Below are 17,080 nucleotides of genomic sequence, written 5' to 3'. Positions count from 1 at the left end.
GCTTCATTGTGTGCTTGAATTTAAATGGACTCTAAACGGGTCCATTTTTATTGGCGTCTTTCCCCCAAATAAACGCCAACGGCATTGCGCCCGCGATGATTCGGTTATCGAGCACTTTTTGAATTTCAAATTCAGGCAATAGGCAGTTGCGTTTTAGGGGATGATCATAGAGCTGATCGTTTGCCGTGAAGAGCGCTAACACCTGCGGTGCGCCCGATTGTCTATCGTATTTCATCACGACACCGCATTCGCCATTCTTGAGCGCCACCACCGAGCCTGGTGGGTAGCTGCCGATAGTCTGGCTGAATAAGTTCACCAGTTTTTCATCCACGCTACCGCCTTCACTCTTGAGCGAGGTTTGCAGAGCTAGATCGGCTGATTGGCTGCTGCGATAGGTCGTGTTCGACAACAACGCGCAATAGCGATCAGCAATACCAATTAGACGCGCACCAAATAAAATATCATCGCCAGCCAGTTGGAGTGGATAGCCGCTGCCATCGGGCGCTTCGTGATGTTGCGACACGCATTCCAGCCAAATCGCATCGGCCACGCCCGCATTGCGTAAAAGCTCACGTCCTACGGCGGGGTGCTGGCGAATTTGAGCTTTTTGCTCATCGTTCAGCGCGCTGCTTTGCTGCGCTAGTTCATTTTGCAACTCATACATACCAATATTCATCGTCAGCGCTGCAGCGACAAAATGCCAGCGCTCGCCTTCCGATAGCCCTAGATTTTGCAACGCTAAATTGACGACAACGGCAACATTGACGGCATGGCGAACAGCATAGGGTGCATCGGTATCGAGTTGAATCATTGCTAATGCGACGTTGGCATTTTTTTCGCAACTGGAATAAATATGCTGCACCAGTTCGGCGACTTGCATCACCAAGCTGTGTTCACTGGGCTCAAGTGCCAAGAGCGGCGCGAGTTGCTGCCGAGCGCTGAGTAAATGTTGGGCGGCAGATAAATGAGTTTGAGGCATGAAGAGCGCCGAATTGCGACAAAAGATCAGTTTAGCGGATTCTAATGTGCGGCGAAATGAGGGGTTCAGCTGATGCGATAAAGTCAGCGTAAATAACGACGCTGACTTTATGGTTTTAAGCTTACTGTATTCGATTTTTTTGTTGGCTAGTCGCTGCAATTACCGCGCGAATTGCTGGATAGTGAGTGCGAAAATGTGTGGTTTTTTGAGCCGGTTGAAGCGATTTACTCCGCTTCATCGATCCACATCATCTTCATTTCTTCTAGATTCGATATGAATTATTCGGCTTCACCCATCCATATCATTTCCATCTCTTCGAGAATTTTTTCAGTCGATTGGAATGATTTATTCAGCCTCATCCATCCACATCAATTGAATCGCTTCAAGAATTTTTTCGCCGCAATGCTTTGGATCGTCATCAAATCCATCTAGCGCCAAAACCCAATCGCGTAGCTCGACAAAGTGCAGCTTGGTCGGATCAACGTCAGGATATTTCTCTGATAATTCAATTGCGATTTCGCGGCTATCGGTCCATTTCATGACTTGTTCTCCTGATGGGTATTTAGCTGTAGGCATTATTAACTAAGCGCTGTATGGATATACCTATACAAGGCAGGGTTGATCTGCCTATTGCCTTATATTAATGATGTTCGCGCGCGTGATTGATGGTGTATTTTGGCAGCTCAACAACGAGTTCAACATTCGCCACTTCAGCTTGGCACGATAAACGTGAGCAGGCTTCTAAGCCCCAGGCTTTATCCAGCTGATCTTCTTCTAGCTCATCGGCTTCATTCAAGCTCGCTAAACCTTCGCGCACCAAGACGTGGCAAGTGGTGCAGGCGCAGGATTTTTCACAGGCATGCTCAATTTCAATGTCATTGGCGAGCAGCGCATCGCAAATGGTGGTGCCAGGCTCAACGTCCAACACTGCGCCATCAGGACAGAGGGTAGGGTGCGGTAAAACTACAATTTGTGTCATGCAAATAATCCTTAAATCTCAGTCATTTTGTAGCCAGCCTCGCCGCGTTTTACGGCAGTATTTTCTCTATCGCAAGGCCGATTTGATCGTTAAATTTCAGTAATTTTATGGCCAGCCAAACCACGCTTAACGGCGGCATTCATCCGGCGGCTGGCAAATTCATCGGTAGCAGCGTTCAGCGCTTCGGTCGCGGCAATAATCGCATTCGCATCATTGCTGCTTGATGCTGCGTGTAATTCGCTAATCGCCGCATCAATCGGCGTGCGCTCGCTCGCATCGAGCAAATGCCCGTCAGTATCGAGCGCCACCAGCACGGCTGTGACAATGCTTTCTGCTTCAACGCGTGCTTCGGCGAGTTTGCGCGCTTGCACGTCGACTTGCGCGTGCGTCATCGATTCAGTCAGCATTCGCGCGATTTCATCGTCGGCGAGGCCATACGACGGTTTCACTGCAATGCTGGCTTCGATGCCGGTGGATTGCTCACGCGCTGAAACCGACAGCAGACCATCCGCATCGACTTGGAAGGTCACGCGAATTCGTGCTGCGCCAGCGACCATCGGTGGAATGCCGCGTAACTCGAACCGCGCCAAGCTACGGCAATCGGTAACCAGCTCGCGCTCGCCTTGCAGTACATGAATCGCCATCGCGGTTTGGCCGTCTTTAAACGTCGTGAACTCTTGCGCGCGCGCGGTCGGAATCGTGCTATTGCGTGGAATGACTTTTTCGACCAAGCCACCCATCGTTTCTAGGCCGAGCGAGAGTGGAATCACATCCAGCAACAACCATTCGTCGTCACCTTTATTGCCAGCGAGCACATTGGCCTGAATCGCTGCGCCAATCGCCACGACTTTATCGGGGTCGAGATTGGTCAGCGGCTCTTGACCGAAGAGTTCGCGCACCGCTTTGCGTACATGCGGCATGCGCGTCGCGCCGCCAACCAGTACCACGCCTTTTACGTCTTCAATTTTCAGCTTGGCATCGCGCAGCGCTTTTTTGACCGGCAGCAGCGTTTTGCTGATTTGATGCGCGGTCATCGTGTGGAACTGCTCGGCGGTGAGCGTTAAATCAACAATCGCACCGTCGGATAATACGGCGGTAATTTGGGTGCTGAGATGATCGGTGAGTGCTTCTTTGGCTTCGCGCGCGCGCGTCAGGAGTAGGCGTGTGTCGTTGGGATTTGGGCCGTGAATATCGGCTTGCTCTAGAATCCAGCAATAAATACGGTGGTCAAAATCATCGCCACCGAGCTGCGAATCGCCCGATGTGGCGCGAACTTCAAATACGCCGCGTGTTAATTCCAGAATCGATACGTCGAACGTACCGCCGCCCAAATCGTAAATGACGTAGGTGCCTTCCGAACTGTTGTCCAGACCATAGGCAATCGCAGCGGCCGTCGGTTCATTCAATAAACGCAGGACATTCAGGCCAGCGAGCGTCGCCGCGTCTTTGGTGGCTTGGCGTTGCGCGTCGTCAAAATACGCCGGAACAGTAATCACCGCGCCAACCAGCTCGCCGCCGAGGCTTTCTTCGGCGCGGGCTTTGAGGTTTTTGAGGATTTCGCTCGACACTTCAACCGGACTTTTAATCCCCGCACGCGTAACGATTTTGAGCATGCCCGGCTCATCAACAAAGCGATATGGTGTGGCTAAATCAGCGATGTCATTGATGCCCCGACCCATAAAGCGTTTCACCGAAACTAGCGTATTGCTTGGATCTTCATTTTGCTTTTGCTGTGCCGTGTGGCCAATCAAAATATCGCCATCCATGCCGTAATGCACCACGGAGGGCAGCAAGGTTCTGCCATCATGGTCGGGCAAACAGGCGGCGCTACCGCTTTTGACCGTCGCCACCAAGGAATTGGTCGTACCCAAGTCTATCCCCACCGCAAGGCGGTGTTGATGCGGTGCGGCAGAAAGGCCGGGTTCGGAGATTTGCAACAAAGCCATTGGCTTAAATCCTAATAATAATAAATTTTATAAGGTATATGCCTGAAGCTATTGGTATTAAATGGCTTTAGGTATATACCCTTCTAATTTTTAGAGCGGGTTGAGCGCCGTCAACGTGGCGGAGATTAGAACAGCGTAGCGGCGTAGGGTGGGCTTTAGCCCACCAATATTGTAGCTCGGTGGGCTAAAGCCCACCCTACGAGTTCCAATACTTAATACATCACCGCTTCAATCGCATCACCAATTTCTTGCTCTAGCTTTTCCATAAACCGCAGTTTGCGAACGCTGACTGCTGCGCTGCTGAAATCTTGTTGCACGTCGATTTGTGTGGCGAGCTTACTTTCTAGCGCTTGGATTTCGGCGTGCATTTCGCTGGCGAGATTTTCTAGTGCTTCGATATTTTGGCTGGCTTTCGCTTCCGCAATCCCTTCGCGCCATTCCATTTGCGCCATCAAAAAGTCCATCGGCATCGCCGTATTGGTTTCTTCTTGCGTGTCGACGCCTGCCAATTTAAGCAAATAGCGTCCACGCGCGAGGCCTGATTTTAAGGTCTGATACGCTTCGTTGATGTGCGTGGTGGCTTGCAGGCTAAGGCGACGATCGGCATCAGAGGCTGTGGCAAAACGGTCGGGATGGTATTGGGCGACGTGTTCACGGTAGCGGGCATCGAGCAGTTTGGCATCGAGCGCAAAAGTCGTTGGCAGCGCAAATAGGTCGAAATGGGATTGAGCGAAATTAATCATGGGCTATGCAGTGTGAGAAGTGAGGGGATCGGTGTGAAGCGTAGCGAGGCAAGGTTTTCACCTCACGCCTCACACTTACACCTCACGGTCAGACGCCAAAGCTTTCGCCGCAGCCGCATTCATTTTTGACGTTGGGATTATTAAACTTAAACCCTTCGTTCAGGCCTTCTTTGGTGTAGTCCAGTTCGGTGCCGTCGAGATAAGCCAACGATTTGGCATCGGTAAAGATTTTGGCACCAAAGCTTTCAAATACCAAGTCAGTATCGCTTTCAACGTCGACAAATTCGAGCTTGTACGCCATGCCTGAGCAGCCAGAGGTTTTCACTGCCAAGCGAATGCCAAGGCCTTTGCCGCGCTTTTTGATGAAATTGGCAACGTGATTCGCTGCCGCTTCGCTGAGTGTCAATGACATATAAACTCCATTGGGGTATTGACCTATGGCCGTTGTTGAATAATTGCTAGAGAGCAATACCCTGATAATTAATTGCCGTGCTTTTGTTTGTAATCTTCAACTGCCGCTTTGATCGCATCTTCCGCCAAAATCGAGCAATGGATTTTTACAGGTGGCAAAGCGAGTTCTTCAGCGATGTGCGTGTTTTTGATCGCCAAAGCTTGATCTAGCGTTTTGCCTTTTACCCACTCAGTCACGAGTGATGAAGAAGCAATGGCCGAGCCACAGCCATAAGTTTTGAATTTTGCATCAGTAATCAGGCCATCAGCACCGACTTTAATCTGCAATTTCATCACGTCGCCACAGGCTGGTGCGCCAACCATACCCGTACCTACGGTATCGTCGCCTTTATCAAACGCACCCACATTACGCGGGTTTTCATAGTGGTCGAGTACTTGTTCGCTATATGCCATTTTGTGTGCCTCTATTTATCTAGTTATTTGCGAATGCTAGTGTTTGCAAAAATTAAATCAGTTCGCTGATTTTCGATGGATCGTTGTGCTAATCAAGGCATAAAGCCGCGCCGTTTACGCATGTAAACTAGCGGTTTTATAACGCCGAGTAGCGCAACGAGCCGCGAAAAATCAATGGGCAGACCATTCGATGGTACTGATATCGATGCCTTCCTTGAACATATCCCACAATGGCGACAATTCACGCAGCTTGCCGATCTTCGCTTTGCACAATGCAATCGTGTGATCGATTTCAGCTTCTGTGGTAAAGCGGCCAATCGTGAAACGAATCGAGCTGTGCGCCAATTCGTCTGAACGACCCAGTGCGCGCAATACATACGATGGCTCTAGCGAGGCAGAAGTACAGGCAGAGCCTGACGATACTGCCAAATCTTTGAGCGCCATAATCAGTGATTCGCCTTCAACATAATTGAAACTCACGTTCAAATTATGCGGTACGCGTTGCTCCATATCGCCGTTCAAATGCGTTTCTTCGATTTCTTTAAGGCCATTCCACAAACGATCACGCAGCGCGCCGATACGTTTGTTTTCTTCGACCATATCTTCACGGGCGATTTTGAATGCTTCGCCCATGCCAGCGATTTGGTGCGTCGCCAAAGTGCCAGAGCGGAAACCACGCTCATGACCACCACCGTGCATTTGTGCTTCCAAACGGATACGTGGTTTGCGGCGTACGTACAAAGCACCAATACCTTTGGGTCCATAGGTTTTGTGCGCCGAGAAGCTCATCAAATCCACTTTCAATGTAGCCAAATCAATTTCGATTTTACCCGTCGCTTGCGCACTATCCACATGGAACACAATGCCACGTTCGCGGCAGATTTCGCCGATCGTCGCGATGTCTTGGATCACGCCGATTTCGTTATTGACTGACATCACCGAGATCAAAATCGTGTCTGGGCGAATGGCGGCTTTTAGCACTGCCAAATCGATCAGACCATTGTCTTGCACGTCGAGATAAGTTGCTTCAAAACCTTCGCGTTCCAGTTCACGTACGGTGTCGAGCACGGCTTTGTGCTCAGTTTTCACTGTAATAATGTGCTTGCCCTTGGTTTGATAAAAGTGCGCCGCACCTTTGATCGCCAAGTTATTTGATTCGGTTGCACCCGAAGTCCAGACGATTTCTTTTGGATCGCAATTCACCAATTTCGCCACTTCTTCACGCGCGTCTTCAACCGCAGCTTCCGATTCCCAGCCATACGGGTGCGAACGGCTGGCTGGATTGCCAAACATTTCAGTGAGGTAAGGGATCATCTTGGCCGCAACGCGCGGATCTACTGGCGTCGTTGCTGAGTAATCAAGATAGATTGGATGTTTTGGATTCATTCGTCTTGCTCCAATTTCAAAATCGATGGGCTTGGCCCGTATATTTGTATATTTTATCTGTGGCTGGCAATGCTGTTAGGGCGTTTATCTTGCAAAACGCCGGGCTTTTCAGTGCAGCGCTTGAGTTTATTTTGCTGCTTTTCGATCAGCTGACCCAGTGTAATATTCGACAGATAATCATGAATCGTTGTGCTCAGATCGCTCCACAAATCGTGGGTCATACAGCGACCTTCGTCGCGGCAGTTTTCTTTGCCGCCGCATTGCGTCGCATCGATCGGTTCGTCAACGGCTTGGATAATATCGGCTACATTAATTTCACCAGCAGGGCGAGCGAGGCAATAACCGCCACCAGGACCACGAACGCTTTCTACCAACTCACGACGGCGTAATTTGCCGAATAATTGCTCTAAATACGACAGCGAAATATGCTGCCGTTCGCTAATCCCCGCTAACGTGACAGGACCACCGGCTTGGCGTAATGCCAGATCCAGCATCGCAGTGACGGCGAAGCGGCCTTTGGTGGTCAAGCGCATAGGAGATCCTTGCTGATTTAGTTTTTATACCTCGATGGTATCAAATCCCGACTAAATTAGTCAAGTATAATCCCGACTGTTTTAGTCGGGTATGTTGTTCTCTGAGAAGGGCAAAAACAGATCACGAAAGATACGAAAATAAGGCAAAAAAAGGCGAATAAATTGCCGCTTTGGCTGGCTTGAGATTATGAATTAGCACTCAAGTTTGAATTTGAGTTCGGCATTTTTTCGATGTTACTTTCGTACCCCAAGGCGATTTCCTGCGGGGCATGTTTTTCGTGATCCGAGGTTTTTGGATTGCTTAATCGACGATTTGATTTAAATACGTTGGATCAAACTTATCCGCAGTGGCGCGCTCTTCGGCGCAATCAACGCCCAGCGCTTCCAGTCTTTGCAACACGAGTTCTAGGCGTTTATCGGTTGTCACCGAATGATCGAGCAGACCGTGAATTGCTTTGACCATTGGATCATTCATATCCGCGCCAACGCCGTAAGCCGAAAAGCCGAGTTGCTCGGCTTTTTCGATGCGTCGTTGGTCGACTGATTTATCTACCATACGCGCTAAATTGGCGACCATTGTGGCGCCCGCAGGGACATCTTTAATGACCACGGCATTAGGGCCAATTTTGGCTTCGTCACCAATTTCGATTGGGCCAATGATTTTTGCACCCGCACCAATGACGACGCCTTTGCCTAAGGTGGGGTGGCGTTTGCCTGGCTTTGACGCTAAACCGAGGCCACCTAAGGTAATGCCTTGATACAGTGAGCATTCGTCACCGATAACGGCGTGTTCGCCAATGACGGTTCCCATGCCATGATCGATAAACACGCGGCGGCCTATTGTTGCACCGGGGTGTATCTCGATGCCGGTCAAGAAGCGCGTGGCGTGCGAGAGCATACGTGCAAGTAATTTCCAATCACGCAGCCATAAACCGTGCGCAACGATATGCAAAGTGAGCGCATGAAAACCGGGATAGCAGGTCACGACTTCCAGCGTCGAGCGGGCAGCAGGATCGCGGTCAAAAACCACGCGGATATTTTCACGCAAACGGGCTAGCATAATGGTCAAGCTTGGTTGAGGCAGAAAGACTGAGTATTTTACTCGGTTTTTCATGCAAAAGGGAGGCGAGCTTGCTGGCTCGTTTGACGAAGCGTGTACACTTGCCGCAGCGCTGCGGCTGATTTTATTGCCGAGTTATGCAGTGAAATGCATTTTAAATACTGAGGAATTAAACCGTGAGAATCGATAAACAACCGTCTAAACGCTGGGTGCAAAGCTTAAATCGTCGGCAACGTAAAAAGCTGTATTTGGCAGAATTCCAAGAATGGCTGGCGGTGGTGAAAGTGGGTTTTGCTGCGCCATTGTCGGAAACTGATTTCGCGCTGTGGGCGGATGATTTGCATCAATGGCTGGCGGAGCGCGAATTATCGATGACCGGCGGGGCGGACGAAGCGCCAGTCAGCGTCGCTGAATTGATGATTGTCAGTGACTTTGCATCGCTAACGCCAGAATTGCTAGCCGAAATCCGCAGCGCTTTGCTCGCGCAGCCACAAGTGGCGACTTGCGAAGCCGAGCTGGATGATGCTTGGTATGGTTGGGGCTAAGCACTTAATTTAAGTGCCTGCGGCACGTGTTTTGGAGTCGCAATCCGCGACGGGGACTTCTTTCTTTGCGTCGCCAAAGAAAGAAGCAAAGAAAGGCGCCCCGAGGCGCACCCCGCTCCGCGGTTCCCTCGCGTGGCCTTCAAAACAGTTCCAAACGATAAAGCTGTTTGTCTTTCTTTGTGCTCGGTGTGCTTGGACGGGAGGTTTAAGCCCCAGCCCAGCCATCGCGGCACAGCATCAACACCAAATTTGAATGTCGCCTTGGTTATTGATGGTATGCAGCGCCAGCGATTTATAAATAATGGCTGGCATTATATACACTTATTATTGACTCAAATCTGCCCGAAATATCCACCCCAAGGTTTGAGTACAATCTGCTTTTTATCCACTGCGCCGCCCATTAGGCCATGTCCGTCCATTGCGGTGATTTTTTCCCAGCCTTTGGGGAGTGGGATGGTGTGGGTTTGATCGCTGAGGTTGAAAGCGACCAGCACTTGTTCCGTGCCATTGCTGCGTTTAAATAGCAACACGGGTTCTGGCGCGGCTAAAAATTGAATATCGCCGCTGATCAACACCGCTTGTTTGCGCCGCCATGCTAAAAAACGGCGGCTGAAATTAAGGATCGATTCGCGTGGTTTTTCTTGCGTATCGACGGCGGCTAGGGCGTGCTCAGACGGAACTGGCAACCAAGGCTGGCTGCTGCTAAATCCTGCGTGCGCTGCGCCAGTTTGCCATGGCATCGGCGTGCGGCAGCCGTCGCGGCCTTTGAATTCAGGCCAAAATGTAATGCCGTACGGGTCTTGTAGCAATTCAAATGGAATTTCGGCTTCAGTGAGGCCGAGTTCATCGCCTTGATACAGGCAAATCGAGCCGCGTAAGCTGCCTTGTAGCGCCATCATCAACTTAGAAAATTGCACACCGCCTTGCCCTTTGCCCCAACGTGTTGCTACACGCGGTACATCGTGATTGCCAATCGACCAGCAAGTCCAGCCCGGTTTTTCGAGTACGGCAAATTTACTTTCCATTGTTTCGACGATCTTGCGGATATGCGTAGCGCTGAAAGTTTCGGTGAGTAAATCAAAGCTATAAGCCTGATGGAATTTATCGCCGCCTTCGGTGTATTCGGCAATGCGGCTCGGTGAATCGTCGTCGCCAATTTCGCCGATGCTGGCCGCTTTGTATTTGTTCAACAGCTTGCGCAGTTTTTGCAGAAATTTAATGTTTTCGGGCTGCGATTTATCGTACAGATGTTGCTGCATGCCGTAGGGATTGCTGGCTGAAACGCTGGTGGTGTCGGCGACCAGCGCTGCGGGGTTGCTGCGCAACAATTTGTCGTGAAAATGGAAAATACAGGCGTCAAAGCGGAAACCATCCACGCCGCGTTCTAGCCAAAATTCAATCTCACCCAAAATTGCCTTTTGCACCGCTTTGCTGTGGAAGTTTAAGTCCGGCTGGCTGGTTAAAAAATTGTGCATATAGTACTGGCAACGGCGGCTATCCCACTGCCATGCGCTGCCGCCAAACACCGATAGCCAATTATTCGGTGGCGTACCGTCGGCTTGTGGATCAGCCCAAACGTACCAATCGGCTTTTGCGTTGTCCCGCGAGCTACGGCTTTCTTTAAACCATGCGTGTTGATCTGAAGTGTGCGAGAGCACTTGATCGATAATGATTTTGAGTTTGGCTTTGTGCGCGACTTTGAGCAGCTCATCAAAATCATCTAGCGTGCCAAACAGCGGATCAACTTGGCGATAATCACTAACATCGTAACCAAAGTCGGCCATTGGCGATTTGAAAAAGGGCGAAATCCACAAGGCATCCACATTGAGCGATTGTAAGTAAAGCATAGACTGAATTATGCCGCGCAAGTCGCCAACGCCGTCGCCATTGCTATCCTTAAAGCTTCGTGGGTAGATTTGATAAATCACCGCGCCGCGCCACCAATCGGGATTCTTTTTGGCCATTGTCAGCTTTTCCTTGCAAGAAAGTGTGTAAATTTACGGCGAAGAGGGGGTTTAGTTACGGCGAGACTTGCGTGCGCCTGTTTGAAACGCATAAGATTCTTGTGCACTGCAAACCCAGCACTTCCTGTCGCTTTGACTATAAATAAATATTGCCAAGAAACCAACCGAACAACGAGGTAAGAATGATTTTGCTTGATTTTGTACAAGTATCAGCCGTTTGCGCTGGGCAGCATTCTGATCCGTTTTCTTTCCTTGGTATGCACTTAGTTGATGGTGCGTTGCAAGTTCGGGCTTGGCTGCCAGATGCAGCGCAATGTAGCTTAATTGAAGCGAAAACGGGCAAAAAATTGGCCGATTTCGAGCTGGTCGACGAGCGTGGTTTTTTTGCCGCCGTCGTACCACGGCGTAAAAATCATTTTGCCTATCGATTGCGCGTTGAATGGCCGACCGAAACAGTTGAAATCGAAGATGCTTACCGTTTTGCTCCGGTACTGGGCGAAATGGATTTGTGGCTGTTAGCCGAGGGCAATCAACTGCGCCCTTATGAACGACTCGGTACGCATTTTCGGACTATGGACGGTATCGATGGCGTGGCATTTGCGGTGTGGGCACCGAATGCGCAGCGCGTGTCGGTGGTGGGCGATTTTAATTACTGGGATGGCCGCCGCCATGTGATGCGTTTGCGTCGTGAATGTGGCGTTTGGGAAATTTTCTTGCCGAATGTCGTCGAAGGGCAGGGTTATAAGTACGAAATTATCGATCAACACGGTGGCTTGCAAATTAAAGCCGATCCGTATGGATTTTCGGCTGAATTGCGCCCAGCAACCGCCTCGCGTGTGGCACGTTTACCCGCTTGGGTGGAAGGCACGCAAACGCGCAAAGCCGCTAATGCGCTGAATGCGCCCGTGTCGATTTATGAAGTGCATTTGGCTTCATGGCGTCGCCGAACGGAGGAGGGCAATCGTTGGTTGTCTTACCGTGAGTTGGCTGATGAACTGGTGCAATATTGCGTAGAGATGGGTTTTACCCATATTGAATTAATGCCGGTCAATGAACACCCCTTTGATGGTTCATGGGGGTATCAGCCGCTAGGGCTTTATGCTCCTACATCCCGATTCGGTACCCCTGATGATTTTCGTTTCTTTGTTGAGGCCGCACATGCGAACGGTCTCGGCGTGATTCTCGATTGGGTGCCAGGGCATTTTCCGAGTGATAAGCATGGTTTGGCCGAATTTGATGGCTCGCATTTGTATGAACACAGCGATCCGCGCGAGGGTTTTCATCAGGATTGGAATACGCTGATTTACAATTTTGGCCGCAATGAAGTCCGTAATTATTTAATTGGTAATGCGCTGTATTGGCTGGAACGCTACGGTATTGATGGCCTGCGCGTCGATGCCGTCGCTTCAATGCTGTATCGCGATTATTCGCGCAAAGACGGTGAGTGGATTCCGAATCAGTTCGGTGGCCGCGAGAATCTCGAAGCGATTGATTTTATGCGCCGCATGAATGAAGTCGTCGGCGTAGAGCGCCCTGAGGCGATTACGCTGGCCGAAGAATCAACCGCTTTCCCATCGGTATCACGCCCGCCAGCGATGGGCGGTTTGGGCTTCCATTATAAATGGAATATGGGTTGGATGAACGACACGCTGTCGTACATGAAAGAAGATCCAGTCAATCGTAAATATCATCACAATAAAATGACTTTCGGTTTGGTGTATGCGTTTACCGAGAATTTTGTGCTGCCGCTGTCGCACGATGAAGTGGTGCATGGCAAAGGCTCGCTGCTCGATAAAATGCCGGGTGATGCATGGCAAAAATTTGCCAATTTGCGCGCCTATTACGCGTTTATGTGGGCGCATCCGGGCAAAAAATTACTCTTTATGGGCTGCGAGTTTGCGCAGGGCGCTGAGTGGAATCACGATTCCAGCCTCGATTGGCATTTGTTAGAAGGCGATAATCCTTGGCATCGTGGCGTGCAGCATTTGGTGAAAGATTTGAACACAACCTATCGCGCCAATCCTGCCTTGTATCAAATCGATTTCGATCATCGCGGTTTTGAATGGATTAGCCATGACGATGGTGAAAATTCGATTTTCAGCTTTATTCGCAAAGGCGAAGCCGATGATGAATTTGTGATTGTTGTCAGCAATTTCACGCCCGTACCGCGCCACGGTTATCGCCTCGGCGTGCCACGTGCAGGTCTATACAGCGAAATCCTGAATAGTGATTCTGAATATTATGGCGGTAGCAATACTGGTAATATCGGTCTGCCTAGCGAGGGTATTTCCGCACAGGGTAGATTATATTCTATTTGCATGACAATACCCCCATTGGCCACTGTTTATCTGCGCTGGAGTAAAGCGTAATGTTAGAGCGAGGCACGCCGTATCCGCTGGGCGCGACCTTTGATGGCGATGGTGTTAATTTCGCCTTGTTTAGCGAAAATGCCAGCGCGGTTGAATTATGCCTGTTTGATGCAACGGGCTTGATTGAAACCACCCGTTTGGCGATGACGCAATTTACGCATGGAATTTGGCACGGCTATTTGGCCGATGCAGAGCCTGATTTGGTGTACGGCTATCGTGTGGCGGGTGTGTATAGCCCGAATTCTGGGCAACGCTTTAATCCAAAAAAAGTACTGCTCGATCCCTACGCCAAAGCAATTGTTGGCCAATTTGTTGATAGCCCTTTGTACTTTGGGTATCAGCTTGAAAACCATAATTTACCTAGCGTAGAAGATAATACTTCGGTTGCTTTAAAGGGCAAGGTGGTGTCTGAACCTTATGATTGGGCTGATGACGAAGCCCCGAATACGTCTTGGACTAAAACCATTGTTTATGAAGCGCATGTGCGTGGTTTAACGCAGCTGCATCCAGACATTCCAGCTGAAATTCGTGGCTCTTACGCTGCCGTTGCACATCCTGTGATGTTGGCGCATTACCAAAAACTGGGTATTAGCGCGATTGAACTCTTGCCGGTGCATTTTCATTTGGACGAGCCGCGTTTGATCAAACTCGGTCTGCAAAATTATTGGGGTTACAACACGATCAATTTTTTCTCGCCCGAGGCGAGTTATTGGTCGCAACGCGCTGGTACGACGCCGCTGTCGGAATTTCGCGATATGGTCAAAGCCTTGCACAGAGCAGGGCTGGAAGTCATTCTGGATGTGGTGTTCAATCACACCGCTGAGCAAGATGAAACGGGACCAACGCTATCTTTTCGTGGGATTGATAATTCAAGTTATTACGTGCTCAACCCAAATCAGCCCGCGCATTATGAAAACTGGACGGGTTGCGGCAATGTGCTGAATGTTTCGCATCCGCGCGTCTTGCAAATGGTGATGGATAGTCTGCGGTATTGGGTGAATGAATGCCATGTGGATGGCTTTCGCTTTGATTTAGCACCGATTATGGGGCGTTTGAACGGCTCGTTTACCTCGCATGCACCGTTCTTTGCTGCGATTGCGCAAGATCCACAATTGTCACAAGTGAAAATGATTGCCGAGCCTTGGGATATTGGCTCTGGTGGCTATCAAGTCGGGCATTTCCCTTTGGGATGGGCCGAATGGAACGATCAATACCGCGATGCAATGCGCAAATTCTGGTTGCACGATGGCGTGAGCCGCGCCGTTTTTGCCCGCCGTTTTGCCGCTTCTAGCGATATGTTTAATAAGCAGCGCCGCAGCCCAAAATCGTCAATTAATTTTATTACCGCGCACGATGGTTTCAATTTGCGCGATCTGGTGTCGTACAACCATAAACATAATCTGGCCAATAAAGAGCATAACCGTGATGGTCATGGTCACAATCACAGCTGGAATTGCGGTGTCGAAGGGCATTCTGATGATGAAGGCATCAACTTGCTGCGTTTACGCGCGGTGAAGGCAATGTTGGCGACGCTGCTGCTTAGCCAAGGTACGCCGATGCTGCTGGCGGGCGATGAAATCGGCCATACCCAGCAAGGCAATAACAATGCGTATTGCCAAAATAATGAAATTTCTTGGCTCAATTGGCCGCAAGCCAATCAGGAGTTGATTGATTACGTGGCCGAATTGATCAAAGTTCGCCGTGAATGTGAAGTGCTGCAAAATAGCCGTTGGTGGACGGGGCAGCCTGATGAAGACGATATTTTGGATGTGGAATGGCTGAACCCTTCAGGCGCGCCGCTGCATGCGCACGATTGGGAGGACGCCGGTGGCCGCGCGCTGATGGTGTGTTTGGCAAAAAATCTCTTGGTGCTGATGAATGCATCGGCGCACCAGATTCATTTTCATTTACCCGAAGGGCAATGGCTGATGCGTTTGGCGAGCACTGGCGATACACAATCGGATTTCAGTGGTAAAGATTGCCGCGTCGCGGCGCGTAGTGTGACGATATTACAAAGAGATTTAAATCAAAATCAGGGGTAGGACGTAATGAGTGTTTTAACGATGGGTGTTTCAACGGTCACAACGCAAGTTTATGCAGGGCAACGCCCAGGTACTTCGGGTTTACGTAAGAAAGTCACCGTATTTCAGCAGCCGCATTATTTAGAAAATTTCGTTCAAGCGATTTTTGATGTGGTGCCAGAACTCAAAGGCGGCACGCTGGTGCTGGGCGGTGATGGTCGTTATCACAATCGCGCTGCGGTGCAGACGATTTTGAAAATGGCCGCCGCCAATGGCGTGGCGCGGGTTTTGGTCGGGCAGGGCGCTTTGCTGTCGACGCCAGCAGTGAGCTGCATTATTCGTAAATACGCCGCAGTGGGTGGGATTGTACTGTCGGCATCGCATAATCCGGGCGGGCCGGATGGCGATTTCGGTATTAAATATAACGTCACCAACGGTGGCCCTGCACCAGAGAAAATCACTGAGGCGATTTATCAAGCGACAACAACGATTAGCGAATATAAGACGTATAGCGCTGCAGATATTGATATTGAATCGCTCGGTGAATATACCCTTGGTGATATGCAAGTGATCGTTATTGATCCAGTCAGTGATTACGCCGAATTGATGGAAGGCCTGTTTGATTTTTCGGCTATTCGTGCTTGGTTTGCTTCCGGCAAACGGATGCGCTTTGATGCTATGAGCGCCGCTTCTGGCCCGTACGCCACGCGAATTATTGAAGGCATTCTCGGCGCGCCCAAAGGCACCGTCGTGAATGGCATTCCACTGGAAGATTTTGGTGGCCTACATCCTGATCCAAATCCAGTTTATGCGGATGATTTGGTTGCTCATTTGATGGCGACTAATGCGCCTGATTTTGGCGCGGCCAGCGATGGCGATGCGGATCGCAATATGGTGTTGGGACGCAATTTTTTGGTCACGCCATCGGATAGTTTGGCGGTGATGGCGGCAAACGCTAAGCTCATTAAAGGCTACGCCGCTGGTATCGCTGGCGTGGCGCGTTCAATGCCCACCTCCTGCGCCGTGGATGCGGTGGCGAAAAAACTCAATCTACCGTGTTTTGAAACGCCAACGGGTTGGAAGTTTTTTGGCAATCTGCTCGACGCGGGCAAAGTGACTTTGTGCGGCGAAGAAAGCTATGGCACAGGTTCAAACCATGTGCGTGAAAAAGATGGCGTGTGGGCGGTGCTGTTTTGGCTCAATTTGCTGGCGATCACTGGCAAATCGGTAGAAGAGATCGTCACTGCGCATTGGCAAGAATATGGTCGCCATTTTTATTCTCGCCACGATTATGAAGCGGTGGATACCGCAGCGGCTAATGGTTTGATGGCGCATTTGCGCAGCCAGTTGCCTAGCTTGCAAGGCAAGAATTTGCAAGAACAGGGCTTGGGCGCATTCACGGTGGCTTTGGCCGATGATTTCGCTTATGACGATCCAATTGATGGTTCGCGCAGCGAGCAACAAGGCATTCGCATCATTATGACAGACGGTAGCCGCGTGGTGTTCCGGCTTTCTGGCACTGGTACTGAGGGTGCAACGCTGCGAGTTTATCTGGAAAAATTTGCTGCCGATGTGGCGCAGCATGGCGTTGAGACTCAAAAGGCATTGCACGATTTAATCGTGATTGCCGATCAATTAGCACAAATAAAAACGCGTACCGGCCGTGATGCAGCGACCGTCGTGACTTAAGC

The 17,080-nt window shown here is 50.2% G+C and carries 15 protein-coding genes; 4 read left to right on the top strand and 11 right to left on the bottom strand.

From position 1 onward, the window contains the following. Positions 1-31: 31 nt before the first annotated feature. From Q320_RS20005 to cysE, 10 genes are all read right to left on the bottom strand, one after another. Positions 32-979 (bottom strand): HD-GYP domain-containing protein, encoded by a 948-nt coding sequence (locus Q320_RS20005; protein ID WP_051534773.1) that lies wholly within the window; start codon positions 977-979, stop codon positions 32-34. A gap of 345 nt (positions 980-1,324) precedes the next feature. Beyond that, positions 1,325-1,519, bottom strand: coding sequence for a Fe-S cluster assembly protein IscX (gene iscX, locus Q320_RS0114395; protein WP_027469587.1), 195 nt, complete (start codon positions 1,517-1,519; stop codon positions 1,325-1,327). 100 nt (positions 1,520-1,619) lie between these two features. Then, on the bottom strand, positions 1,620-1,958 hold the full coding sequence (fdx, locus tag Q320_RS0114390) for an ISC system 2Fe-2S type ferredoxin (protein ID WP_027469586.1): 339 nt from the start codon (positions 1,956-1,958) through the stop codon (positions 1,620-1,622). An 89-nt stretch (positions 1,959-2,047) separates the two neighbouring features. Next, positions 2,048-3,904, bottom strand: coding sequence for a Fe-S protein assembly chaperone HscA (gene hscA / locus Q320_RS0114385; RefSeq protein ID WP_027469585.1), 1,857 nt, complete (start codon positions 3,902-3,904; stop codon positions 2,048-2,050). A 212-nt stretch (positions 3,905-4,116) separates the two neighbouring features. Then, a complete protein-coding gene (gene hscB, locus Q320_RS0114380; RefSeq protein ID WP_027469584.1) occupies positions 4,117-4,647 on the bottom strand; it encodes a Fe-S protein assembly co-chaperone HscB in 531 nt (176 codons plus the stop codon). Between the two features lie 88 nt (positions 4,648-4,735). Then, positions 4,736-5,059, bottom strand: coding sequence for an iron-sulfur cluster assembly protein IscA (gene iscA / locus Q320_RS0114375; protein WP_027469583.1), 324 nt, complete (start codon positions 5,057-5,059; stop codon positions 4,736-4,738). 68 nt (positions 5,060-5,127) lie between these two features. Next, positions 5,128-5,511, bottom strand: a complete 384-nt coding sequence (gene iscU, locus Q320_RS0114370) for a Fe-S cluster assembly scaffold IscU (protein ID WP_027469582.1) — start codon at positions 5,509-5,511, stop codon at positions 5,128-5,130. 171 nt (positions 5,512-5,682) lie between these two features. Further along, entirely contained in the window at positions 5,683-6,897 is a 1,215-nt protein-coding gene (locus Q320_RS0114365; RefSeq protein WP_027469581.1) for an IscS subfamily cysteine desulfurase, read from the bottom strand. 53 nt (positions 6,898-6,950) lie between these two features. Continuing rightward, positions 6,951-7,430, bottom strand: a complete 480-nt coding sequence (gene iscR / locus Q320_RS0114360) for a Fe-S cluster assembly transcriptional regulator IscR (protein WP_027469580.1) — start codon at positions 7,428-7,430, stop codon at positions 6,951-6,953. A gap of 301 nt (positions 7,431-7,731) precedes the next feature. After that, on the bottom strand, positions 7,732-8,490 hold the full coding sequence (gene cysE, locus Q320_RS0114355; RefSeq protein WP_027469579.1) for a serine O-acetyltransferase: 759 nt from the start codon (positions 8,488-8,490) through the stop codon (positions 7,732-7,734). 176 nt (positions 8,491-8,666) lie between these two features. Here cysE and Q320_RS0114345 point away from each other — a divergent pair, with 176 nt between their 5' ends. Next, entirely contained in the window at positions 8,667-9,035 is a 369-nt protein-coding gene (locus Q320_RS0114345) for a 50S ribosome-binding protein YggL (protein WP_027469578.1), read from the top strand. A gap of 332 nt (positions 9,036-9,367) precedes the next feature. Here Q320_RS0114345 and Q320_RS0114335 read toward each other — a convergent pair whose 3' ends face one another. Further along, entirely contained in the window at positions 9,368-10,999 is a 1,632-nt protein-coding gene (locus Q320_RS0114335; RefSeq protein ID WP_035853799.1) for an alpha-glucosidase family protein, read from the bottom strand. A 182-nt stretch (positions 11,000-11,181) separates the two neighbouring features. Between Q320_RS0114335 and glgB the strand changes: the two genes are divergently transcribed. From glgB to Q320_RS0114320, 3 genes are read left to right on the top strand one after another with little or no spacing between them, the layout of a single operon-like run. Continuing rightward, positions 11,182-13,368, top strand: a complete 2,187-nt coding sequence (glgB, locus tag Q320_RS0114330) for a 1,4-alpha-glucan branching protein GlgB (RefSeq protein ID WP_035853796.1) — start codon at positions 11,182-11,184, stop codon at positions 13,366-13,368. Next, positions 13,368-15,410 (top strand): glycogen debranching protein GlgX, encoded by a 2,043-nt coding sequence (gene glgX, locus Q320_RS0114325; RefSeq protein ID WP_027469574.1) that lies wholly within the window; start codon positions 13,368-13,370, stop codon positions 15,408-15,410. Before glgB ends, glgX begins: the two co-directional genes overlap by 1 nt. A gap of 6 nt (positions 15,411-15,416) precedes the next feature. Beyond that, a complete protein-coding gene (locus Q320_RS0114320; RefSeq protein ID WP_245591026.1) occupies positions 15,417-17,078 on the top strand; it encodes an alpha-D-glucose phosphate-specific phosphoglucomutase in 1,662 nt (553 codons plus the stop codon). Positions 17,079-17,080 lie beyond the last annotated feature (2 nt).

Source organism: Deefgea rivuli DSM 18356 (assembly GCF_000620145.1).
GTDB lineage: Bacteria > Pseudomonadota > Gammaproteobacteria > Burkholderiales > Chitinibacteraceae > Deefgea > Deefgea rivuli.
This window is presented reverse-complemented; position numbering and strand designations above follow the sequence as displayed.

What these genes read in the sequence shown, in the direction of transcription:
- Q320_RS20005 (WP_051534773.1), bottom strand. Translation starts at nt 979, where the DNA reads ATGCCTCAAACTCATTTATCTGCCGCCCAACATTTACTCAGCGCTCGG.
- iscX (WP_027469587.1), bottom strand. Translation starts at nt 1,519, where the DNA reads ATGAAATGGACCGATAGCCGCGAAATCGCAATTGAATTATCAGAGAAA.
- fdx (WP_027469586.1), bottom strand. Translation starts at nt 1,958, where the DNA reads ATGACACAAATTGTAGTTTTACCGCACCCTACCCTCTGTCCTGATGGC.
- hscA (WP_027469585.1), bottom strand. Translation starts at nt 3,904, where the DNA reads ATGGCTTTGTTGCAAATCTCCGAACCCGGCCTTTCTGCCGCACCGCAT.
- hscB (WP_027469584.1), bottom strand. Translation starts at nt 4,647, where the DNA reads ATGATTAATTTCGCTCAATCCCATTTCGACCTATTTGCGCTGCCAACG.
- iscA (WP_027469583.1), bottom strand. Translation starts at nt 5,059, where the DNA reads ATGTCATTGACACTCAGCGAAGCGGCAGCGAATCACGTTGCCAATTTC.
- iscU (WP_027469582.1), bottom strand. Translation starts at nt 5,511, where the DNA reads ATGGCATATAGCGAACAAGTACTCGACCACTATGAAAACCCGCGTAAT.
- Q320_RS0114365 (WP_027469581.1), bottom strand. Translation starts at nt 6,897, where the DNA reads ATGAATCCAAAACATCCAATCTATCTTGATTACTCAGCAACGACGCCA.
- iscR (WP_027469580.1), bottom strand. Translation starts at nt 7,430, where the DNA reads ATGCGCTTGACCACCAAAGGCCGCTTCGCCGTCACTGCGATGCTGGAT.
- cysE (WP_027469579.1), bottom strand. Translation starts at nt 8,490, where the DNA reads ATGCTAGCCCGTTTGCGTGAAAATATCCGCGTGGTTTTTGACCGCGAT.
- Q320_RS0114335 (WP_035853799.1), bottom strand. Translation starts at nt 10,999, where the DNA reads ATGGCCAAAAAGAATCCCGATTGGTGGCGCGGCGCGGTGATTTATCAA.
- glgB (WP_035853796.1), top strand. Translation starts at nt 11,182, where the DNA reads ATGATTTTGCTTGATTTTGTACAAGTATCAGCCGTTTGCGCTGGGCAG.
- glgX (WP_027469574.1), top strand. Translation starts at nt 13,368, where the DNA reads ATGTTAGAGCGAGGCACGCCGTATCCGCTGGGCGCGACCTTTGATGGC.
- Q320_RS0114320 (WP_245591026.1), top strand. Translation starts at nt 15,417, where the DNA reads ATGAGTGTTTTAACGATGGGTGTTTCAACGGTCACAACGCAAGTTTAT.